Below are 21341 nucleotides of genomic sequence, written 5' to 3' on the forward strand. Positions count from 1 at the left end.
TCCTCCCTTGGGGGGAGACCGCTGGTGGGAGGGCACTCGGCGGGGATGCGCCCCGTACGCTCGGAGCATGGCCACCCCGGAGACCCCTGCGCGCCCGCCGATCGGCGGGCGGGACGTGCTGGTGGCCGCCGCCTACGCCGTGCTGGTGCTGGTGCTGGCGGTGTCGGGCCTGAGGGACTCGGGGCTCGCGGGCAGCGGCTGGTCCGGCGGGGTGTCGATCGCGCTCATGCTGATCGGCTGCGTGAGCCTGCTGTGGCGACGGCGCCGGCCGGTCGTCACGCTCGCCGTGGCGGGTCCGCTGTCGATCGCCGAGATCCTCGGCGGCGGGCAGATCTCCGCCTACTTCCTGCTGTTCGAGGCGCTGTTCGATCCGGTCATGCACGGCGGCAGGCGCCTCGCCCGGGCCACCACCTGGATCGCGGTCGCCGTGGGCGTCCTCGCCGTGCTCGCGGCGCTGGCCCTGCCCCTCCCCGGGCCGGTCGTGCTGGTGGTGATCCTGCTGTGCGCGCTGATGCTCTCCACCCCGCTGCTGTGGGGCTGGGAGGTGCGCCATCACCGCGAGGGCCGCCAGGCCGCCGAGCGGCTCGTCGGGCTCGAGCACGAGCTCGCCGCCACCCGCGCCGCCCGCGCCGTGGAGACCGAGCGGCGCAGCATCGCCCACGACCTGCACGACGTGATCGCCGGGCACCTCAGCGCCGTCTCCCTGCACACCTCCCTCGCCTCCACCCTCGAGGACCCCTCCGCCCGGGACCGGTCGCTCACCACGGCCCGGGATTCCGCCCACGCCGCGCTGCGGGACCTGCGCTCGATGATCGGGGTGCTCTCGACCGAGGAGCCCGGCACCCAGCCGCAGGTCACCCTCGACTGGCCCTCGCTCGTGGTGCGGCTGCGGGGGCGGGATCCGGAGGCGCGGGTGCACATCGACCCGGCGGCGCTCGAGACCGCGCGGGTGGACCCGTCGGTGCAGGCCGCGCTGCTGCGGATCGGGGCTGAGGCCGTGACCAACGCCGTGCACCACGGGCTCGCCCCGATCACGCTGGACGTGCAGGTGGCGGACGGCATGGTGACCTTCGAGCTGCACAACCGTCGGGGCTCCACCGGCTCACCCGGCGCCGGAGTGGGCCGCGGCGCGATCGCGCACCGGGCCACCGCCGTGGGCGGCAGCGCCGGCTCGGGCCCGTCGGCCGACGGGACCTGGCTGGTCCAGGCGCAGCTGCCGGCGCTCACCACCCCCTCCACCACCGAGGAGACGCTCCCATGACCCCGCCCGACCCGACGCAGGGCACCCCCATCCGGGTGCTCGTGGCCGACGACCATCCCGCCATGCTCTCCGGGCTCGTGGCCCTGCTGGAGTCCGCGCCGGACATCACCGTCGTCGCCCAGGCGGCCGACGGGGAGGCCGCCGTGGCCGCGGCCCGCCGGCACCTCCCCGATGTGGTGCTCACCGACGTGCGCATGCCCGGCGCGACCGGCATCGAGATCACCCCGCGTCTGCGGGAGACCGGCGCGAACGTGCTGGTGATCTCCGGCTTCGACCTCGACGCCTCGGTGCTGGGCGCGCTCTCGGCCGGGGCTGACGGCTATCTCGTGAAGTCCGAGGACCCGCAGCGGATCCTCGCCGCCGTGCGGGACGTGCACCGCGGCGATGCCGTGCTCTCCGCCGCGGCGACCCGGGCCGTGGTCGCCGCGCTGCGCGGAGGCCCGGGCGACCGGGGCCCTGAGCGCCCCGACCCGGGCCCCGTCGGCCCCGCTCCCCGCTTCACCGCCCGCGAGGAGGACGTGCTGGCGCTGGTGGCACGGGGCCGGACCAACCAGCAGATCGCGAGCGAGCTGTTCGTCGAGGTCTCCACCGTGAAGTCTCATCTCTCGCACGCCCTGGTGAAGCTCGGGCTCGACTCACGGGTGCAGGCGGCGCTGTGGTGGCAGCAGCACCGGGGGTGAGCGCGGGGCCGGTCAGCGGCCGGTGCGAGGGGCTCCGCGCAGGAGCAGCGCCGCCAGCTCCGCGACGAGGCCGCAGACCACGCCGACCATGACGCCTGTGACCAGGCTCGACAGCACTGCCGCGCCGCGGATCACGATCGCGTGGGCCAGGGGCGGGAGGTCGGCGAGGTTCCCGCCCAGACGCGGTCCCGGCCCGGGGAAGGACGCGCCCCACAGCAGCTGGTGGCACAGGGCCAGCAGCACGCCGTAGGCGGCGCCGATCACGAGCAGGGTCAGCAGCGGCCGCGGCACCCTCACCAGGAGGGCCGACCCGATCCAGAGCAGCACCGGCACGAACACCAGCAGCGCGTTGGCGAGGCTCCCGGGCTGCAGCACCCCGAGGTCGTGGAGGATCACGCGGGGCACACCCAGCAGGGCGAGGCCCAGGACCGCCGGGACGGAGAGGCCGAGGGGACGACGGGCGGGCGCGGGGGCAGTGGTCATCGCGTTCATCGCCCGCTCACCCCGCGGCCGCGCTGGACCAGCAGCGCCAGCAGCCCGGCGATCAGTCCCCACAGCGCATTGACCAGCAGCATCGGCACGATGGCGAGGGGGTTCGCGAGCGGTCCGGAGAGGTGCCCCAGCAGCAGGGGCGAGAGGATCCCGCTGAGGGCGAGGGCGAGGACGCCGTAGGCGAGACCGACGAGGACCAGGGTGGGCAGAGGGCGAGCCACCCGGCCGATCCCCACCACCGCCACCCAGAGGGCCGTGATGACCGCCGTCCAGGCCAGCGGCACCACCGGTCCGGGATCGAGGGCGAGCTGGTCGAGGACGACGTTGGTCACCGGTCGCGCGAGGGCGATCACGGCGAGGCCCAGGATGACGGGCCAGGACAGGGCTGCGGCGGAACGGGGTGGAGGAGTCTGTGCAGAGATCATGTCCTCGACGCTAGGCATCGGGCTCGGCCACGACATCCGCCCGTGGGAGCCGCCGCCGTCGCGCCCGGGCGAGGGCACGGTACGTCGGGAGGCGACATCGGCCCCCTCCTCGGGACGCAGGTGGCCGGGGCCGCGGCCTCCTAGGCTGAGCAGATGACCGCCGACGCATCGCGCTCCGCGCCCTGGGTGGGCGACGTCGTGCTCGCGCTCGCCGTCGCCGTGCTGCTGTCGGCCGTGCTCACCGTCTCGCAGGCGGCCGGGGGCCTGCCGCCGAGCCCGTGGGCCTATCTGGTCGTCACCGGTGTCGGTGCGCTGCTGCTGGCCCGCCGACGTGCGCCGGTGGTGGTGCTCGCCCTCAGCGTGCTCGGCACCTTCGTGTACTACAGCCTCGAGCTGCCGGCGATCGGGGTGGCGCTGCCGGTGGTGGCGGCCCTGTACTCCGCCGCGGAGCAGGGGCGCACCCGCTGGGCCGTCGCCGGCGGCGCGGTGATGTTCCTCGTGGCGCTCGTGTTCCGGCTCCGCGACGATCCCCAGCCGCTGGGCACCCTGCTCGGCACCGATGCCGCCACGAACCTGGGCCTGCTCGCCGCCGCGATCGCGCTGGGCTCCGCCGTGCGCTCCCACCGGGTGCGCAGCGAGCAGCAGGCGGAGATCGGACGGCTCCGGGCCCAGCAGGACCGGCGTGAGGAGCACGAACGGCTCTCGCGCGAGCTCCACGACACCGTGGGCCATGCGCTGTCGGTGATCTCCCTGCACACGGGGGTCGCGGCCGACGCCGTCGGGCACGACGATGCGGCCGCGCGGGCCGCGCTCGGCCAGGTGCGCGCGCAGACCACCGACACGCTGCGGGAGCTGCGCGCCATGGTGCGTCTGCTGCGCACCGCGGAGGGCGAGGAGCAGGAGGGGAGGCGGCAGGTCCGCACCCTGGCGGAGGTCCCTGCCCTGCTGGAGCCCGCCCGGGCCGCCGGGGTGGAGATCCGCCGCCGGATCGAGGTCGAGGCCGGGCAGCTCTCCCCCGCGGTGGACGCGGCCGCGTACCGCCTCGTGCAGGAGGCGGTCACCAACACGCTGCGCCATGCCCGCGCGCGCACGCTCGAGGTCACCGCCCACCTGGAGGGCGAGCAGCTGCTGCTCGTCATCGCCGACGACGGGCACGGCGCCGGCCCTGCGGCGCAGGACGGCCACGGGATCGCGGGGATGCGCGAGCGGGCCCGGCTGCTCGGCGGGGAGCTCGACATCGACTCGCCCGCGACCGGCGGATGGACGGTGACGGCGAGGCTCCCGGCCCGGCTCACCACGAAGGAGGACCCATGATCCGGGTGGTGCTGGTGGACGACCAGGAGCTGGTGCGCGCCGGTCTGCGCGGACTCGCCCGGCGCGACGGCGACATCGAGGTGGTGGGCGAGGCGGCCGACGGGCGGGCCGGGCTGGAGCGGGTGCGGGAGCTGCGCCCCGATGTGGTGCTGATGGACATCCGCATGCCGCACCTGGACGGCATCGCCGCGACCGCCCGGATCGCCGGGGACCCTGCGCTCGACTCCGTGCGGGTCATCGTGCTGACCACCTTCGACGAGGACGAGGACGTGCTCGCGGCGCTCCGTGCGGGCGCCGCCGGGTATCTCCTGAAGGACGTCTCCCCCGAGGACCTGCGCGCCGCGATCCGGGTGGTCGCGGGCGGGGACTCGCTGCTCTCGCCGTCGGTCACCACCACGGTGCTCGGCCAGCTCGGCGCCGGGAGGGCGGCGCGCATCGACCCCGCTCTGCTGGAGGGGCTGACCCCGCGCGAGCGGGAGGTGCTCGCCCTCGTGGGGCGCGGGATGTCCAACGCCGAGATCGGCGAGGCCCTGACCCTCTCCCCCGCCACCGCCCGCACCTACGTGAGCCGACTGCTGGCGAAGCTCGGCGCCCGGGACCGCTCCCGCCTGGTGGTGATCGCCTACGAATCAGGTCTCGTCACCCCGGGAGATCACGCGCCCTGAGCCGGTCGAGAAATCAGAGATCCTGCCGTCGCGCAAGGGGGTGAGGGGCAGGGCTCGGCGCGGGCTATCTCACCGTGACGAGAAGTGCCGCGCGTGAAAGGATCGGAGCGGTCGCGGATGGTGTCCGCCGACCCTCCGGAGGGTGACCCGATCACTGTGCGGCCGAGCCGGCGCGCGCACGGGTTCCGGCCTTCTGGAACCTCGAGCAAGAAAGCACGCCACCCTGGTCATGGCCATGCACACCCCCACCCCCACCGGAGAGCTCCCCGTCGTCCCGCAGCCGCGGCCGGCCGTCGATCCCGCGCCGCAGGGCGTGAAGGTCACACCGATCATCACCGTGCTGGTGGTCTCCGCCTTCGTGATGATCCTCAACGAGACCCTGCTGTCGGTCGCGCTGCCCAGCCTCATGGCGGATCTGTCGATCACCGCCGTCACGGCGCAGTGGCTGTCCACCGGCTTCATGCTGACGATGGCCGTGGTCATCCCGACCACCGGCTTCCTCATGAAGCGCCTGTCGGTGCGACAGGTGTTCACGACCGCCATGGGCCTGTTCCTGGTCGGCACCGCGGTCGCGATGGTCTCCCCCACCTTCCCGCTGCTGCTGGGCGCCCGCGTGGTGCAGGCCGCCGGCACCGCGATGGTGCTGCCGCTGCTGATGACCACGATCCTCGCGCTGGTGCCGATCCGCTCGCGCGGCCTCGTGATGGGCCTGGTGGGAGTCGTCATCTCGGCGGCGCCCGCGATCGGCCCGTCGGCCTCGGGCTTCATCCTCCAGCACTGGACCTGGCACGCCCTGTTCCTCATGATGCTGCCGATCATCGTGGTCGCGCTGGTCGTCGGCCTGCTCTTCATGCGCAACTACACCGAGCCCCAGAAGGTGCGCCTGGACGGCCTCTCCGTGGTGCTCTCCGCGATCGGGTTCGGCGGCCTCATCTACGCCCTCGCCTCGATCAGCCAGATCGTGGCCGGCCCCAACCGGGCGATCCCGCTGGTGGTCGCGGCGGTGGGCCTGCTCTCCCTCGCCGCGTTCACCATGCGCCAGCTGCGCATGCTCGCCCGCGACGAGGAGCCGCTGCTGGACCTGCGCCCGCTGCGCGTGCGGACCTTCACCGTCTCGGTGCTCGTGATCCTGATGGGCTTCGCGACCATGCTCGGCACGGTCGTCGCGCTGCCGCTGTACATGACGGACTCGCTGGGCCTGGACACGCTCACCATCGGGCTGACGATGCTTCCCGGTGCGGCCGCCTCGGGCCTGCTGGGCCCCGCGATCGGCGCCCTCTACGACCGGGTTGGCGCCCGCCCGATCGTGGTGCCGGGCATCGCGATCATGGCCGCCGTGAACTGGCTGTCGGTGTTCCTGCTCGACGAGCACGCCACGGTGGGCCTGATCGTCGCGCTGAACATCCCTCTCGGGATCGGCATGGCGATGGTGATGACCCCGCTGCTGACCCTGTCCCTGGGCTCGCTGCCCCGTTCGCTGTACGGCCACGGCTCGGCGATCCTCAACACCCTCCAGCAGCTCGCCGGAGCGCTGGGCACCGCGGTGTTCATCGCGATGCTGAGCCTCGGCGCGGTGCTCGCCTCGGGCACGGGCGTCTCGGCGCAGGCCGCGCAGGCCACCGGTGCGAGCTGGGCCTTCGTGTTCGGCGGTGTGATCACCACGGCCGCGGTCGTGCTGGCCAGCACGCTGAAGCAGACCCCGGCGGAGGTCGAGGCCTGATCCACCCGTCGACGCCGGCGTGACCACGCCCCGCAGCTGCGGGGAGGTCACGCCGGCGTCGTCGTCCGTGCGGGCGCTCAGTCCACCGGGGCCAGGCGGATCCGGTTCCCGTCGGGGTCGGCGATCACGGAGGTGCGGCCGAAGGCGGCGTCATGCGGCTCCTCGAGCACGGTGACCCCGAGCGCCGCCCAGGCGCGGTGCTGCTCCTCGATCGCCTCCGGGCCCCCCGGCAGGCACAGCACCACCTCGCTGGTGCGCGTCGGCTGCCCGTCGAGGGCGTCGACATGCCCGCTCCACAGGGCGAGCTCGGTCCCGCCGTCGAGGGTGAACGAGGCGAAGCCGGGGCCGGGGAGGGCGGAGGGTTCGATGGCGAAGATCTGTCGGTAGAAGTCGACGGTGCGCGCCACCTCGGTGACATAGACGATGAACATGTTCGGGCTGGTCACGGGAGGTTCTCCTGGGTATCGGTGATGTCGTGCCTCCAGTCTGGAATCGGAACGCGACAGCCCTGTGTCGGTGTTTCCGAGGAGATCTGGAACCGGTGGTGCGCCGGGCCTAGGCTGGGCCGATGCGCCGTAGCGAACGACACCACGCCCTGCTCGACGTGCTGCGCACCAACGCGGAGCGGCCGGTCTCCGTGCCGCGCCTGGCCGAGCGCTTCGCGGTGAGCACCCGCACCATCGAACGCGATCTCGCCGCGCTGCAGTCCGCCGGCGTCCCCCTCTATGCCGAGCCCGGCCGACGCGGCGGGTATGCGATCCGTCGCGACTACTCCCTGCCGCCGCTGGCCTTCACCCTCGCCGAGGCGAGCGCGGTCACCGCCGGGCTGAGCATCATGATGGGCTCGCCGTTCGCGGGCGAAGCCCAGCAGGCGCTGGACAAGGTGCTCGGGGCGATGCCGCCCGATCGTCGGCGGCGGGCCCGCGCGCTGGCGGGCCGGGTCGCCGCGCAGGCTCCCGAGACGCCCACAGCCCCCTCGATCGCGCAGGTGGTGCGGGAGGTGGTCGAGGATCGTCGGGTGGTCGAGATCGAGTACCTCGCCCGGGACACCGAGGAACCGACACGTCGGGCCGTCGAGCCGCTGGGGCTGATCACGGTGCGCGGCGCCTGGATCCTGGTGGGCTGGTGCCGGCTGCGCGATGCGGTGCGTGGCTTCCGCACCGACCGGATCCTGGCCATCCTGGCCACGCCCGAGGTCCCGCCCGAGCGCACGCCGGATCCCCTGATCGCCGACCTCGCCCGCTGGGACTTCCGCGGGGTGGACCGATGAGCCGGGTGATCTTCCTGTGCGGGCCGGCGGGGTCCGGGAAGTCCACCCTCGCGCGCCGCTTCGAGGCCGACGGGATGGTGCGGCTGTCCGTGGACGCCGAGGCCTGGGCGCGAGGCCATCGCACGATGCCGCTGCCCGAGGCGGCCGGCGCCGAGATCGTCGCCGAGCTCGAACAGCGCCTGCTCGCGTTCGTGCGCGCCGGCCAGGACGTCGTGCTGGACCTGTCGTTCTGGTCCCGCGAGATGCGGGATCGCTGGCGGGAGCTGCTGCTCCCGACGGGCGTGGTGCCCGAGATCGTGCAGGCGGTGGCCTCTCGGGAGACGGTGCTCGCCCGGCTCGAGGCGCGGGCGGCGGAGCACTCCGACGACTTCCGCCTGCCGCGCGAGCTCGCGGAGCTGTACTTCGACCACTTCGAGCCGCCGACGGAGGAGGAGGGACCGCTCACCGTGGTGCGCACGGACTGAGGGGGTGGTCGGCCACAGCGCGCTGGATCAACCCGTCAGTCCGAGCTCCTCGGCGACGTCGCGCACGCGCTCTCGATCCCCTCCGCGCAGCCCGAGCAGGGGGCGCGGCAGGCAGGGCGCCTCGACCAGGCCGAGGTGCTCGGCGAGCGTCGCGGCGACGCGGAGGCTGCCGTGCTCGGCGACCAGGTCCCACAGCGGGGCCAACCGGTCCGAGGCGGCGAGGGCGTCGGCCGTCCTCCCCTCGAGCGCCGGCCGTGCGATGGCGGTCATCGCCTGCGGGATCGTGCCGCCGAGGGCGGTGAACCAGGCGTCGCAGCCGGCGAGCAGACCGGCGGCGGCGAACCCGTCCCCGGAGATACCGATCCGCACGTGCTCGGGGAGGACGGCGCGGAGGGCCTGCACGCGCTCGCGGGCGGCATCCGCTCCCCCGGCGATCGGCGGGATCTTCAGGGCGCCCACGTGCGGGAGGTGGGCGATGTGCGCGTGGAGCTCGAGGGAGAAGGTGACGTGCGTGGTGGCGGGGTTGTCGTAGACGACGAGCGGCACCGAGAGCTCGGCGGTGACGTCCTCGTAGAGCCCGGCGACGTCGTCCGGGGTGAGGGCCTGATAGCTGACGGGCGCGAGCATCACCGCGTCGGCACCGGCGGCCTGCGCGTCGGCGGCGAGCGCGAGCACCTGCGAGGTGCGCAGCGCGCCGATGCCGACGATGACGGGGACGCCCGCCGCATGCTCGATCGTGGTCTCGACGACGGCGCGGCGCTCCGCCCGATCGAGGTAGGCGTAGGACCCGGTGGAGCCGAGAGCTCCGATCGAGTCCGCTCCGGCGTCGACGAGGCGGTCGATCAGACCCCCGTACGCGCCGAGATCGACCCGGTCGTCGCGGATCGGGGTGAGCGGGAAGGTGCTGAGGCCGGTGAACATGCGGGGCTCCTTGCGGGGGCGGGGGTCGGGGATCAGCGGAACCAGCGGGGGCGGCGGACGGGCTCGACCGGTGGTATCAGTGTGCGCGGGGTCCAGTCGTCGGCCCAGGGGCCGGCGCTGATCTGCGCCGAGACCGTCACCCGCTCGTCGTCGCTGCTCAGCGAGCCGCCGAAGGAGGTGCGCTGGCTCTCCGTCCCGGGGCTCAGCGTGACCTCGAAGGAGCCGTCGACGATCGAGAGGATCGTGGAGTCGAGGGCCTCGAGCAGGTCGGCGGAACCGGAGTCACAGGCGTCGCAGCCGCAGTCAGGGACGGTCTCGACCGGGACGATGGGCTCGCCGAGACCGATGACGAGTCCGGGCAGTTGGGCGTCGGCCCCGGTGAGGTCGGTGCTGCCGGTCGCGTCGTCGGGCGCGGTGCGCAGGAGGGTCAGGGGCTGGGCACCCGGCCGACGAGGGCGCAGCACGGTCGCACGATGGCGCGCGGTGAGCGGCTCGATCAGCCAGGGCAGCGACGCGCCGTCCGCGATCTCAGCGGCGTCGGCCCAGCCGCGGGCGAAGAGCACCTGCGTCCAGGCGTCGGCCCGCGCCCAGAGGATCCGGTACTTGCCGGGGGCCAGGCAGCGGCTGTACTCCTCCTCAAGGGCGTCGCGCCAGTCGCCGTCCGGCCCGTCGTGCGGGTCCTCCCAGCCGGGGGTGCCCGCGGCGGTCTCGGCGAAGGCCGTCTCGACCGCGTCGAGCAGGTCCAGCAGCTCCCGGCTGAACGGCTCGTCCTGCTCGGAGGAGGGGCGATGTGCATCCCACCAGGTCGGAGCGTTCGTGGTCATGGACCGACGGTACTGCGGCTGGCACCGTGACGTCGCCGGGATATCAGGAGGAACGGGTCATGCGATGGATGACGGCGAGGGTGATCGCGGTGAGGACGGCCGGCACCATCACACCGAGCAGCACGAAGGCGGTCGCGGAGCCGATGTGGTCCGTCATCCAGCCGAAGTTCATGCCGAAGAAGCCGGTGGCGAGGGTGAGGGGCATGAAGATCGTCGCGACCAGGGTGAGGCGTTCGGAGACGAGGGTGTCCTGCTCGCCGAGGAGATCGCCGAGCATGGCGTAGAGCCGCGTGGCGGTGGACCGGTTCGCGGCGAACGCCGTCGCGGCGCGCCCCAGCATCGTCTGCTGATCGGGGCCGAGCAGCTGGGCGAGCTCCTCGTCCGGGGCGAGCATCGACTGCTGCGCCGCCTGGGTCTCCTGGATGCGGAAGAGGAGGGCGCGCAGACGGGAGATGGTGCGGCGCTTCGGGGAGGAGGCGTAGCCCGTGGCGCGGTCCTCGAGCTCCTGGCACTCGTCGTCGATCTCGTCGAGCACCAGGTCGCAGCGCCGTGCCACGGCGAGCGCGATCGCGACGGCCGCGGGCCAGGTCCCCGCCCGATGCCCGGCGGCGGCCTTGTCGAGCCCGGCACGCACCAGCTCGAACCCGGCCTCGGGCGCGATGACCAGCAGGCCCTGCCCGGAGGAGCGGATCTGCACGAGATGCTGCTCGCGGTCCTCGCCGAGCGCCGCGAGCACGATGTCGGCCTGCTCGCCGTCGACCACGGCGTGCGGGCGGCGCGGCCGCGGCCGGTCGGGGTGCAGGTCCAGACCCATCTCGTCCGCGGCCCGCCGGGCGAGGTCGCTGTCCGCGGAGGTGGCGATCACGCAGGCCGGCGCGTCCCCGTGACGCTCCAGCGTCTCGACGGTCTCGATGACCTCCATCGTGCTCCTCTCCCCGCCGAGGTCGCGACGCCCCGGGCTCTTGATGCATTCTCGCCGCCGGGAGGGTGGGAAGCGGGGAGGCGCGGGGTCCTGCTCAGACGCTGCGGCCCGCGGCGGAGGCGATGCCCAGCCAGGTGTGGCGGTTGTTCCACCAGCACCAGCCGAGCTTCGGGGCGTTCCTGCGCTCCTTCCCGTCGCGGCCCGTGCCGCCCGAGATCCACAGCGCCGGAGTACGGGAGTCGACGTGCCCCGATGCCTTCACGGCCCGGGAGCCGATGGTCATGAAGCAGTGGTTGCGCTCGATGACCTCGGGGTTCTGCAGAGCCCAGTGGAGCCCCTCGGTGAGCAGCAGCGGGGTGCGTCCACGGGCCGTGAGGGCCTCGAGGGCCTCCGCCGGGGAGTCGTTCTCGAACTCGTCCCCGCGCTCGGGAGCGTCCACGAGATACAGCGCCGCCTCCGGCAGCTCGACCCCCGCGGGGGCGAAGGAGTCCACGTCGGTCATGTCCTCCACGACGAAGCCGGGCTTCTCCGCGCGCCGCATCAGCGGGGCCAGGGCCGACGGCGGCGCGAGCGCCGGGTCGATCGCGAGCAGGGCGTCGGTGCGGTCGCTCCCCCACCGCGCGGCCGCCTCGTGCAGCACCTCGGGGCGAAGTCCGGCGGTCGTGGGGACGCCGAGGTCGATGAGGCGCAGGGCCTGGTCGGCGAGCGGGGGCAGAGCGGTGGTGGCGGTGATGTCGTCTCCTCGAGGGGCGGGGCGCGGGCAGTCTGCAACGCCGAGCGCCGAGGGGTTGTTCCCGCGAGGCCGACGGGAAAGCCCTGGACGGCGCTCCCGCCGTCTGGCACTGTCACGGGATGCTTTCCTCCCCCGCCCCGCGACCCTCGCTCGATGCGTCGCTGCGGGACTGGCTGCGGAAGAGCGTCGGCGAGGTCGAGCTGGTGCGCCCCCTCGTCGGCGGCATCACGGGCGAGATGCTGCAGCTGCGGCGCCGGGACGGCGGCGCCGATGTGGTGGTGCGTCGCTGGTCCACGACGGGACGAGCGCACCCGGACCTGGTGCGTCGCGAGGTCGCGGGCCTCGCCGCCCTGGACGCGACCGACGTGCCCGCACCCACCTTGCTGGACGCCGACCCCGACGGCACCGAGAGCGGGTGCCCGACCACGCTGACCACCTTCCTGCCCGGTCGGGTCGAGCTCGCCCTGACGGACCTGCGCGGCACCGTGCGGGCGATGGCCGCGATGCTCGCTCACCTCCACTCGCTGCCCGCGCCGCCGCTAGAGCCCTGCGTGCAGTGGGGGTCAGGGGGCGTGGACTGGCTCGAGGACGGGACCGACCAGGGCCTGCTCCGCGAGGTCCGCGAGCTCGCCGCCCGGCCCGCCGATCCCATGCTCGCCGTGCTCAGCCACGGCGACTACCAGCACTTCAACGTGCTGTGGCGCGACGGCGCGATCTCGGCGGTGGTGGACTGGCCCACCGCCGGCCTCGCGGACCGGGGCCTGGACGTGGGCCACTGCCGTCTGAACCTCGCCGTGCTGCACTCCGCCGAGGCCGCGATGTGGTTCCTCGAGGACTACGAGCAGCTGACCGGGGAGAGAGTCGACCCCGCCGCCGACATCCAGCGCCTGCTGGGCTTCGGACCGACCTGGCCCGAGTTCATCCCGCTGCAGGTCGCCGGACGCACCGCGGTCGACGGCCCGGGGATGGCCGGGCGGGTGCGCGAGACCCTCCTCGCCACGGTGCGCCGGGCGGGCTGAGCCCACGGCCCACCGGACCGGCCCTCCCTCACGCCGCCTGTCGACGACGCCGACGCGCCCCGCCGGCGAGCCCGCGCAGCACCCCCTCGGTGGTCCCCCAGTCCATGCACCTGTCGGTCACGGACTGTCCGCGCACGAGACCGTCGGGACCGACGGTCGCGTCGAGGCTCTGCGCGCCGGCGACCAGGTTGCTCTCGAGCATCACCCCGGCGATCGCCGGGCCGTCGGCCGCGATCTGGTCCGCGAGCATGGTCGCGACCTCGGCCTGGCGCACGTGGTCCTTGTTCGAGTTGCCGTGGCTGGCGTCGATGATCAGGCGCTGCGGGAGTCCGGCCGCCCTCAGCCGCTCGGCGGCGGCGCGCACCGGGCCGGGGCCCCAGTTCGGGCCGTCGGAGCCGCCGCGCAGGATGAGGTGGGCGTCCGGGTTGCCGGTGGTCTCGACGAGGTTCGCCCGTCCGTCTGCTCCGATCCCGAGGAAGGCCTGCGGGCTGGATGAGGCGGAGATCGCGTCCAGCGCCACCTGGATCCCGCCGTCGGTGCCGTTCTTGACCCCGATCGGCATCGACAGGCCCGAGGCGAGCTGGCGGTGGATCTGCGACTCCGCGGTGCGGGCCCCGATCGCGCCCCAGCTGATGAGGTCCGCGATGTACTGCGGGCTGATCGGCTCGAGGAACTCGGTCGCGCAGGCCAGGCCCAGCGCGGTCACCTCGCGCAGGAAGTCACGGGCACGGCGCAGGCCGGTGGCGATGTCATGGGAGCCGTTCAGGTGCGGGTCGTTGATCAGGCCCTTCCAGCCCACCGTGGTGCGCGGCTTCTCGAAGTAGGTGCGCATCACGAGCAGCAGGTCACCGGCGACCTCGTCCTGGATCCCGGCGAGGCGTCGGGCGTAGTCGAGCCCGGCCTCCGGATCGTGGATCGAGCAGGGGCCGACGACGACCAGCAGGCGATCGTCGGTGCCCTCGAGGACGGCGCGCACGGCCTGGCGGTGCTCGGCGATGCGGGCGGCGTCCTCCGGCTCCAGCGGCAGCTCGGCGAGCAGCTCCCCCGGGGTGGGCAGCGGCGTGTAGCGCGCGATGTGCTGATCGAGCGAGGGGGCGGGGGTGGCGAGTGCAGTCATGGGTCCTGTCCTTCGACGGGGCGGACCCGATGCTCAGAGCCCGCCGGGAAATGGCGAAGGGCAGAGCGTGTGCTCTGCCCTTGTCGGCTCTGGAGAGGTTGGGACGCTATACGGTCGCCGGCCCCTCCGGAGCCGACATCGCATAGGTAAACCAACGGTTCTGCATGCCGGAGAGAGTACACGGTGCGCGGCGGGGCGCAAGACGGCGCCCGGTGACCGGGACGGGATGGGGCGGGGCGGAGGCAGCCGGTGCCATGGCATTCGCGGCGGGTCGAGCCTACGGTGGAGGCAGGTCCGCCGACGGGCCCCGTCGGCGGTCCGCCCCGTGAGGAGGACGGATCCATGCCGCGCAACGTCGCCCAGAAGCTGATCGCCGCTCATCTCGTGGAGGGCTCGCTGGACCCCGGGGCAGAGATCGGCCTCCGGGTCGACCAGACCCTCACCCAGGACGCCACCGGCACCATGGTGATGCTCGAGCTCGAGGCGATGGGCCTGGACCGCGTCCGCACCGAGCTGTCGGTCCAGTACGTCGACCACAACCTGCTGCAGACCGACGAGAAGAACCCCGACGACCACCTGTTCCTGCAGTCCGCCGCCGAGCGCTTCGGGCTGTGGTTCTCCAAGGCCGGCAACGGCGTGTCCCATCCGGTGCACCAGGCGCACTTCGGCAGGCCCGGCGCGCTGCTGATCGGCTCGGACTCCCACACCTGCGCCGCCGGGGCGCTGGGGATGCTGGCGATCGGGGTGGGCGGCCTCGAGGTGGCGATGGCGATGGCCGGCCAGCCGCTGTATGTGACGCTGCCGGAGATCTGGGGCGTGGAGCTCACCGGGACGCTGCCGGACTGGGTCAGCGCGAAGGACGTGGTGCTGGAGATGCTGCGCCGCCACGGCGTGAGCGGCGGGGTGGGCCGGATCATCGAGTACCACGGCCCGGGCCTCGCCCAGCTCGACGCCATGGACCGTCACGTCATCGCCAACATGGGGGCCGAGCTGGGCGCGACTGCGACCGTCTTCCCGGCCGACGACGCCGCGCAGGACTATCTCACCGCCGTCGGCCGCGGCGAGGAGTTCGAGCGCTGGGAGGCCGACGAGGGCGCGAGCTACGACCTCGCGGAGCACATCGAGCTCTCCGCCCTCGAACCGCTCATCGCCCGGCCCTCCTCCCCCGGGAACGTGGTGCCGGTCGCCGAGGTCGCCGGGGAGGACGTGAGCCAGGTGGTGATCGGCTCCTCCGCGAACCCCGGGCTGCGGGACTTCGCGGTGGTGGCCGAGATCCTCGACGGCCGTCAGGCCTCGCCGCACGTGTCCGTGGACATCAACCCCACCTCGCGGGAGGTGCTCTCCGACCTCATCACCGGCGGCTGGCTCGGGGCGCTCGTGGGCTCGGGCGCCCGGATCCACCAGTCCGGCTGCATGGGCTGCATCGGGATGGGCCAGGCCCCCGCGAGCGGGCGGAACTCGCTGCGCACCATGCCCCGCAACTTCCCCGGCCGCTCCGGCACCGAGGAGGACGCGGTGTGGCTGTGCTCCCCGGAGACCGCGGCGGCCTCGGCGCTGACCGGGCGGATCACCGATCCGCGCACCCTCGAGGACAGCCACGACCTCCCCTGCCCGCGGCCCACGCTGCCGGAGCGGTACGCGCAGATCGGCGACATGCTGATCCCGCCCCTGCCCGAGGCGGAGGCGCAGGAGGTGGAGCTGGTCAAGGGGCCGAACATCTCCTCCCTGCCGGACTTCCCTCCGGTCGAGGACCGGCTGGAGCTCCCGGTGCTGCTGGTCATGGGCGATGACGTCTCGACCGACGAGATCCTGCCGGCCGGCTCCCAGGTGCTGCCCCTCCGCTCGAACATCCCCCGCATCGCCGACTTCGCCTTCACCCGGGTCGACCCGGAGTACCCCGACCGCGCCCGGGCCGCCGAGGGCGGGCACGTGGTGGTGGCCGGGAGGAACTACGGCCAGGGCTCCTCGCGCGAGCACGCCGTGATCGCCCCGCGCCATCTCGGGCTGCAGGCGGTGATCGCGGTGAGCTTCGCGCGGATCCACTGGCAGAACCTCGCGAACTTCGGGATCGTGCCGCTCGAGCTCGAGGACCCCTCCGACCTCGCCGCGATCTCGGTCGGGGACGAGGTGCGGCTCGACGGGGTGCATGCGGCGCTGCGCGACGGACGCACGCTGAGCGCGAGCATCGGCGGGCGCGAGGTCGCGCTGCGTCATCGTCTCTCCGCACGCCAGGTGGACATGGTGCTCGCCGGGGGCCGGATCCCGCTGACTGCGCAGGAGGTGTGAGCGCAGGAGGTGCGAGCGCGGGTCGCCGCCCGCTCACGCCCCCCGGATCGAGCCCGAGCCGGGCAGGGGCCGGGCGATCCGACCGGAAGGTCGGGGGCCTGCGGCAGGGCCGTCCTAGACTCGCCGCCACCGCACGTCACCCGTGCGGACACTCGACACAGGAGGTCTGCGATGAGCACCGACGAGAAGTTCGAGAACGCGAAGGACAAGGTCAGCGGCCAGGCCAAGGAGGGCTTCGGCAAGGCGACCGGTGACAAGGAGACCGAGACCGAGGGCCAGGCCCAGCAGGGCAAGGCCGAGGCGAAGGACAAGCTCCAGGACGCCCGCGACTCCGTCAAGGGCGCGGCCGAGGGCATGTTCGGCGACAAGGACAAGCGCGCCTGAGCACGCCGGGACGCTGACCCGCGTCACTGACCGATGGCGGTCCCCGTCCGGGGCCGCCATCGGCGTCTGCGCACCGGGAGTGGCGGACACGCCCGTCGGGGCGGAGGATGGCACCCCACCCTGATCGAGAGGATCCCGCCATGTCCCAGCGCGTGCGCGTCCAGAACTTCGGCGTCTCCCGGGACGGCATCGCCGCCGGCGAGGACCAGACCCCGGAACGTCCCTTCGGCCACGTCGACCCCGGCGAGCTGATGGGCTGGGCCTTCGGGACCGCGCACTTCCCCGGACGCGAGGACGGCGGAGGCAGCCGCGGGTTCGAGGACCGACTGACCCGAGACTTCACCCACGGCATCGGCGCCGAGATCATGGGTCGCCACAAGTTCGCCCCCGCGTCGGAGCCCTGGCCGGACGAGGCTTGGCAGGGCTGGTGGGGCGAGGAGCCGCCGTTCCGCACCCCGGTCTTCGTGCTGACCAGCTCGCCGCGCCCGCCGCTGGTCCTGGGCAAGACCACCTTCCACTTCCTCGACGCCACCCCCGCCGAGGCGCTCGAGAAGGCGAAGGCCGCGGCCGACGCGCTCGATGTGCGGATCGGCGGCGGCGTCACCACACTGCGCGCCTTCCTCGACGCGGACCTCGTCGACGAGATGCACGTGGCGATCGCGCCGGTCGAGTACGGGACCGGGCTGAGGCTGTGGGAGCGGCCGGAGGAGCTCGAGGACCGCTTCCACCTGGAGCGGATCACGGCCTCGAGCGGGGTGGAGCACTGCTTCTTCTGGCGGCGATGAGCGGCGCGGCGAGCACGATACGAGGAGAGGAGCGCCGATGAGGGGTGCGCTGGTCACGGGAGCGTCGAGCGGGATCGGTCGGGCCACGGCGATCGCGCTGAGCAGGCGCGGCGAGACGGTGGCCGTGCATTACGGCCGGCGTCGTGAGGAGGCCGAGCGGACCCTCGCCGCCCTGCACGGCGAGGGGCACGTGCTGGTGGGCGGAGATCTCTCCGATCCGGCGACCGCGCAGCGGGTGGTCGAGGAGGCCGAGGCCGGGCTCGGGCAGCTCGACGTGCTCGTGAACAACGCCGGCATCGCGCCCGGCCCCGAGACCGATCACCAGGTGGACGAGGTCGACTACGTGACCTGGCAGCAGCGGGTGACCCGGATGCTCGAGGTGGATCTCGCGGCGCCCGCGAACCTCACCTACCTGGTGGCCCGCTCGCTGATCTCCCGCGGAGCGACGGGGGTGATCGTGAACGTCGGCTCCCGCGGCGCGTTCCGGGGCGAGCCGGGCGCTCCCGCCTATGCGGCGGCGAAGGCCGGGCTGCACGCCCTCGGCCAGTCGATGGCCGTGGCCCTGGCGCCGCACGGGATCGCGGTCGCCGCGGTCGCGCCAGGGTTCGTGGACACCCCGCGGCAGCTGGAGAAGCTGGACGGGCCGGCCGGTGACCGGCTGCGGGCCGAGAGCCCCTTCGGTCGCGTGGGCACGGCCGACGAGGTCGCCGCCGCGATCCTCTACCTCACCGCGCCCGAGGCGCAGTGGGCCTCGGGCACGATCCTGGACCTCAACGGCGCCTCCCACCTGCGCAGCTGAGCAGCGGGCCCGGGCCCGGAGGATCAGCGCAGCGGGAAGCCGCCCGCGACACCGCCCATCGGGTCGACAGCGCGCAGCATGAGGTCCTCGACCCTGCCCCCTGAGGTGCCGATCAGGTCGCCCACACCGCCGGGGATGTCCCGCACGAACCCGATCGTCGCCTCCCCCACGGGGGCGTTGACGCCGCCAGGGCCGTTGACGCCGCCGGCGATGCCGTTCATCGGGTCCATCCCGAACTCCACGGCCTCGCCGATGCCGCCTCCGGTGGAACCGATCAGATCGCCGATGCCGCTGCACACCATCAGCTGAGCGCCGCCCACACCGCCGAGGATGCCGCCCGCGAGACCACCAGCGATACCCCCAGCACCGCCGACCAGACCGCCCGCGATGCCGCCGGCACCGCCGAGGCCACCGTCGACCGCACCGCCCGCGAGACCACCGGCGATACCCCCGGCACCGCCGAGCGCCCCGCCGGCGGCGCCGACCGCTCCCCCGATCCCGCCGATCACGCCGCCCGCTGTGCCTGCCCCGGTGCCGAGGCCGCCGCCGATGCCGCCCGTCGCAGCTCCGACAGCTCCACCGATGCCGCCGATGATGCCGCCGCCGCTGTCGGTCGAGGTCTCCTCCTGCTCGGTGCCGTGGTCCTGGAGCTCAGCGGCGAGCTGCGTGATCTGGTCGGCGATCTGCTGACTCTTCTGCTGGGCCTCGCTCTGCCAGCGCTCGCGGAAGCTCTCGGCGTCGCTGCCGCGCCAGTTCGCCTCGTCCATGACCAGGGTCCGGAGCTGGTCCTGCAGCTCGACGAGCCGCTGAGAGGCGTTCCGCATCACGGTCGAATGCTGTTCGAGATGCTCGGGATCAGCTCCCCAGAATGCGTTCATCGTCGCGTCCCTTCCGTGGTCTGTGCGCAGAGCGCTCCATAGATGATCACGATGCTAGGCACGGCGCCGGGATCTGGCGATGGGGAGAGGTCCCCATGCACTCCCCGGCGAGTGGCTACAGTGCGGGCACCGACGCACCCGCCCGTCGGCCGCATCCCAGGAGGCACCGCATGACCCCCATCCACGCGCTCGGTCCCGATCCGTCCGCGGAGCTCACCGACGCTCAGCTGCTGGAGCTCTATGCGCCGCCGACCGGGCCCTGGCTGCGGATGAACTTCGTCTCCAGCCTCGACGGCGCGGTGACCCGCGACGGGCTCTCGGGCGGTCTCGGCGACGAGGCCGATCACCGGGTGTTCGAGCTGCTGCGCCGCTGGGCCGATGTGGTCCTGCTCGGGGCGGGCACCGCGCGTGCCGAGGGCTACGGCGCGATGCGCCTCCCGGCGGAGGCCGAGCAGTGGCGAGTGGCACAGGGCCTGACCCCGCAGCCGGTGTTCGCACTGGTCACGGGGCGACTGGATCTCGATCCCGGCTCACCGATCTTCCGCGACGCCCCGGTGCGTCCGCTGGTGCTCACCGTCGCGTCGGCCCCTGCCGAGCGCCGGTCGGCGCTTGCGGACGTGGCCGACGTGATCGATGTGGGCGAGACGGTCGTGGAGCCGTCGCAGGTGCGCGACGAGCTCGTAGGTCGAGGCCTGTCCCGGATCCACTCCGAGGGCGGGCCCACGCTGTTCGGCAGCTTCCTCGAGGCCGGGACGGTCGACGAGCTGTGCCTGACCCTCGCCCCGACCCTGGAGGCAGGGCAGGCCGGCCGTATCGCACACGCCCCGCTCGCCGCCCCCACCGCGATGCGACTCGCCACCGTGCTGCGCTCCGGGGACGAGCTGCTGCTGCGATATACGCGCGCCGCCGGCTGAGACCGTCGGCCGACGGCGCGCGGAGCGCTCAGATCTCGATCTCGCGGCCGTCCTCGGTGCGGAGGGTGAGCACGAAGCGGGAGCCGCGGCCCTCGCGGATCGGGGCCGCGCCGTCGCCGAGCCCGAGGGAGTCGGTGGCCTTCTGCTGGCGGCCGGGGTCGACCTCGATGCGCTCGAAGGAGACCAGCTCGAGGGCGGGGAGCTCGCCCAGACCGGGATGCTCCGTGGTGCCCCAGTCGATGAGGAAGGGCACGGCGTAGTTGCGCGGGGCCTGCTGCTGGGTGAGCCGCCACTGCAGCTCGGTCCCCTCCGGGGTGCGGCGCGAGAGCTCCTGCACATCGCCCGGGTCGAAGCCTTCGGCGCGGGCCCGCTCGACGACCTGGTCGATGCCCTCCGGATGCACGGCGTAGGTGATCAGGGTGGGCTTCCGCAGCCGGTTGATGCTGAAGGTCTTGGGCAGCTCCTCCCCCTCGCGCTCGGGGTCGGGGCCGATCAGCTCGAGGTAGTGCGGGCGCGGCTCGCCGTTCACCCGGAGGGCCACGAGGGCGTTGGCGGTGCCGGAGGGGTGGCTGCCGCCGGGCGCGGCGGTGACGCCGGTGAGCTCGCGGAACCAGTCGACCGTGGCGGCGAGGTCGGGCCCGGCGATGACGATGTGGTCGAGCAGGTGGGGGACGCTCATGGCGCTCCTTCTTCCGGGGCGGGCCCGGCGAGGACGGGTGGGTGATGGTGTCGACGGTACCCGGCGCGGAGGACCGCGGCGTCAAGGAGGATCCGCGCACCGTGACGCTCCGTCAGGAGCACCGCGAGCGGCTCTCGGCGTCCAGCGCGCGACGGGAGGGTTCGGTCGGCGGGATTCCGCCGACCGAACCCTCCCGTCGTGGGGAGCGGCTCAGCGCTGCTGCGGGGTGCGGGTCTCCGCGCTGAGGAACCAGGCCTGCTGCTCGAGCTTCTCGAGGATGCCGTGGAGGATGTCCGCCGAGGTGGGATCGGCCTCGTCGACCTCGTCGTGGACGTGACGGATGGTGCCGGTGGTCTGCTCGACCGCCGCCACGATCAGGTCGATCGCCTCGTGGGTCAGCACCTCGCCCTGCGGGAAGTCGGGCAGGGAGGTCTGCTCGGCGACCACGGCCGGGCGGCCGTCGGGCGTGGCATGAAGGGCGCGCATCCGCTCTGCCACGTCGTCCGCGCTCGCGCGAGCGATGTCCACGACCTCGTCGAGGTTGAGGTGCAGGTCGCGGAAGTTCGGGCCCACGATGTTCCAGTGCGCCTGCTTGCCCACGAGCTGCAGGGCGGTGAGGTCCACGAGGACCGCCTGGAGATTCTTGGCGAGTGCCGCCGGAGCGAGGAAGCCGCTCTCGGCGTTCTCCGTCTTCGTGCGCTTCGCGCCGCTGGTGTCGTTCATGGGAAATCCTCCGTGTCGATCACGCCGATGCCGACCCGACCGGCGCACTGCCGATCGGGGCGACGC

Annotated in this window: 24 protein-coding genes; 13 read left to right on the plus strand and 11 right to left on the minus strand. The window is 73.5% G+C overall.

Annotation, left to right across the window (positions count from 1 at the left end):
* The first annotated feature begins 67 nt into the window (after positions 1-67).
* Complete coding sequence (locus CFK41_RS14030) at positions 68-1261, plus strand: sensor histidine kinase (protein ID WP_096800228.1); 1194 nt, start codon at positions 68-70, stop codon at positions 1259-1261.
* Entirely contained in the window at positions 1258-1941 is a 684-nt protein-coding gene (locus tag CFK41_RS14035; protein WP_096800229.1) for a response regulator, read from the plus strand. The genes CFK41_RS14030 and CFK41_RS14035 overlap by 4 nt, the downstream gene beginning before the upstream one ends.
* 12 nt (positions 1942-1953) lie before the next feature.
* Here the strand turns inward: CFK41_RS14035 and CFK41_RS14040 are convergent, their stop codons facing one another.
* Positions 1954-2424: a hypothetical protein gene (locus CFK41_RS14040; protein ID WP_096801101.1), complete on the minus strand. Its 471-nt coding sequence runs from the start codon at positions 2422-2424 to the stop codon at positions 1954-1956.
* A 5-nt stretch (positions 2425-2429) separates the two neighbouring features.
* Positions 2430-2858: a hypothetical protein gene (locus CFK41_RS14045; protein WP_096800230.1), complete on the minus strand. Its 429-nt coding sequence runs from the start codon at positions 2856-2858 to the stop codon at positions 2430-2432.
* 153 nt (positions 2859-3011) lie between these two features.
* Between CFK41_RS14045 and CFK41_RS14050 the strand changes: the two genes are divergently transcribed.
* The 3 genes from CFK41_RS14050 (at position 3012) to CFK41_RS14060 (ending at position 6557) form a co-directional block, all read left to right on the plus strand.
* Positions 3012-4172 carry a sensor histidine kinase gene (locus CFK41_RS14050; RefSeq protein WP_096800231.1) on the plus strand — a complete coding sequence of 387 codons (1161 nt, stop codon included), beginning with the start codon at positions 3012-3014 and terminating at the stop codon, positions 4170-4172.
* Positions 4169-4837 (plus strand): response regulator, encoded by a 669-nt coding sequence (locus CFK41_RS14055; RefSeq protein WP_096800232.1) that lies wholly within the window; start codon positions 4169-4171, stop codon positions 4835-4837. Before CFK41_RS14050 ends, CFK41_RS14055 begins: the two co-directional genes overlap by 4 nt.
* A 229-nt stretch (positions 4838-5066) precedes the next feature.
* Positions 5067-6557, plus strand: a complete 1491-nt coding sequence (locus CFK41_RS14060; protein ID WP_096800233.1) for an MDR family MFS transporter — start codon at positions 5067-5069, stop codon at positions 6555-6557.
* A gap of 77 nt (positions 6558-6634) precedes the next feature.
* Here the strand turns inward: CFK41_RS14060 and CFK41_RS14065 are convergent, their stop codons facing one another.
* The gene (locus tag CFK41_RS14065) at positions 6635-7003 is read right to left on the minus strand and encodes a VOC family protein (protein ID WP_096800234.1); all 369 of its coding nucleotides are present in this window, start codon (positions 7001-7003) and stop codon (positions 6635-6637) included.
* Positions 7004-7125: 122 nt separating this feature from the next.
* Between CFK41_RS14065 and CFK41_RS14070 the strand changes: the two genes are divergently transcribed.
* Together CFK41_RS14070 and CFK41_RS14075 are read left to right on the plus strand one after the other, a co-directional pair.
* Positions 7126-7827, plus strand: a complete 702-nt coding sequence (locus tag CFK41_RS14070; RefSeq protein WP_096800235.1) for a helix-turn-helix transcriptional regulator — start codon at positions 7126-7128, stop codon at positions 7825-7827.
* Positions 7824-8291 carry an AAA family ATPase gene (locus CFK41_RS14075; protein WP_096800236.1) on the plus strand — a complete coding sequence of 156 codons (468 nt, stop codon included), beginning with the start codon at positions 7824-7826 and terminating at the stop codon, positions 8289-8291. Before CFK41_RS14070 ends, CFK41_RS14075 begins: the two co-directional genes overlap by 4 nt.
* A 27-nt stretch (positions 8292-8318) precedes the next feature.
* On the opposite strand, the gene CFK41_RS14080 is transcribed toward CFK41_RS14075, so the two are convergent.
* The 4 genes from CFK41_RS14080 to CFK41_RS14095 all read right to left on the minus strand — a co-directional run bounded on the left by CFK41_RS14080 (position 8319) and on the right by CFK41_RS14095 (position 11598).
* Entirely contained in the window at positions 8319-9212 is an 894-nt protein-coding gene (locus CFK41_RS14080; protein ID WP_096800237.1) for a dihydrodipicolinate synthase family protein, read from the minus strand.
* A 32-nt stretch (positions 9213-9244) separates the two neighbouring features.
* Complete coding sequence (locus CFK41_RS14085) at positions 9245-10036, minus strand: DUF6226 family protein (protein WP_096800238.1); 792 nt, start codon at positions 10034-10036, stop codon at positions 9245-9247.
* 43 nt (positions 10037-10079) lie between these two features.
* The gene (locus CFK41_RS14090; RefSeq protein WP_096800239.1) at positions 10080-10958 is read right to left on the minus strand and encodes a CorA family divalent cation transporter; all 879 of its coding nucleotides are present in this window, start codon (positions 10956-10958) and stop codon (positions 10080-10082) included.
* Between the two features lie 94 nt (positions 10959-11052).
* The gene (locus tag CFK41_RS14095; RefSeq protein ID WP_265415450.1) at positions 11053-11598 is read right to left on the minus strand and encodes a DUF5701 family protein; all 546 of its coding nucleotides are present in this window, start codon (positions 11596-11598) and stop codon (positions 11053-11055) included.
* Positions 11599-11810: 212 nt separating this feature from the next.
* Between CFK41_RS14095 and CFK41_RS14100 the strand changes: the two genes are divergently transcribed.
* Positions 11811-12710 carry a phosphotransferase family protein gene (locus CFK41_RS14100; protein WP_096800241.1) on the plus strand — a complete coding sequence of 300 codons (900 nt, stop codon included), beginning with the start codon at positions 11811-11813 and terminating at the stop codon, positions 12708-12710.
* Between the two features lie 28 nt (positions 12711-12738).
* Here CFK41_RS14100 and CFK41_RS14105 read toward each other — a convergent pair whose 3' ends face one another.
* Positions 12739-13827 (minus strand): 3-deoxy-7-phosphoheptulonate synthase, encoded by a 1089-nt coding sequence (locus CFK41_RS14105; RefSeq protein WP_096800242.1) that lies wholly within the window; start codon positions 13825-13827, stop codon positions 12739-12741.
* Positions 13828-14169: 342 nt separating this feature from the next.
* Between CFK41_RS14105 and CFK41_RS14110 the strand changes: the two genes are divergently transcribed.
* The 4 genes from CFK41_RS14110 to CFK41_RS14125 all read left to right on the plus strand — a co-directional run bounded on the left by CFK41_RS14110 (position 14170) and on the right by CFK41_RS14125 (position 18081).
* Positions 14170-16113, plus strand: coding sequence for an aconitate hydratase (locus tag CFK41_RS14110; RefSeq protein WP_096800243.1), 1944 nt, complete (start codon positions 14170-14172; stop codon positions 16111-16113).
* A gap of 171 nt (positions 16114-16284) precedes the next feature.
* Complete coding sequence (locus tag CFK41_RS14115) at positions 16285-16497, plus strand: CsbD family protein (RefSeq protein ID WP_096800244.1); 213 nt, start codon at positions 16285-16287, stop codon at positions 16495-16497.
* 140 nt (positions 16498-16637) lie between these two features.
* Positions 16638-17282: a dihydrofolate reductase family protein gene (locus CFK41_RS14120; RefSeq protein WP_096800245.1), complete on the plus strand. Its 645-nt coding sequence runs from the start codon at positions 16638-16640 to the stop codon at positions 17280-17282.
* 37 nt (positions 17283-17319) lie between these two features.
* Positions 17320-18081, plus strand: coding sequence for an SDR family NAD(P)-dependent oxidoreductase (locus CFK41_RS14125; protein WP_096800246.1), 762 nt, complete (start codon positions 17320-17322; stop codon positions 18079-18081).
* Between the two features lie 23 nt (positions 18082-18104).
* Here the strand turns inward: CFK41_RS14125 and CFK41_RS14130 are convergent, their stop codons facing one another.
* The gene (locus CFK41_RS14130) at positions 18105-18959 is read right to left on the minus strand and encodes a WXG100 family type VII secretion target (protein WP_096800247.1); all 855 of its coding nucleotides are present in this window, start codon (positions 18957-18959) and stop codon (positions 18105-18107) included.
* Positions 18960-19129: 170 nt separating this feature from the next.
* Between CFK41_RS14130 and CFK41_RS14135 the strand changes: the two genes are divergently transcribed.
* On the plus strand, positions 19130-19873 hold the full coding sequence (locus CFK41_RS14135; protein WP_096800248.1) for a pyrimidine reductase family protein: 744 nt from the start codon (positions 19130-19132) through the stop codon (positions 19871-19873).
* A gap of 28 nt (positions 19874-19901) precedes the next feature.
* Here the strand turns inward: CFK41_RS14135 and CFK41_RS14140 are convergent, their stop codons facing one another.
* Positions 19902-20552, minus strand: a complete 651-nt coding sequence (locus CFK41_RS14140; protein WP_096800249.1) for a VOC family protein — start codon at positions 20550-20552, stop codon at positions 19902-19904.
* A gap of 210 nt (positions 20553-20762) precedes the next feature.
* On the minus strand, positions 20763-21275 hold the full coding sequence (locus CFK41_RS14145; RefSeq protein WP_096800250.1) for a Dps family protein: 513 nt from the start codon (positions 21273-21275) through the stop codon (positions 20763-20765).
* Between the last annotated feature and the right edge of the window lie 66 nt (positions 21276-21341).

Origin of the sequence: Brachybacterium ginsengisoli, from assembly GCF_002407065.1 — a bacterium.
GTDB classification, from domain to species: domain Bacteria; phylum Actinomycetota; class Actinomycetes; order Actinomycetales; family Dermabacteraceae; genus Brachybacterium; species Brachybacterium ginsengisoli.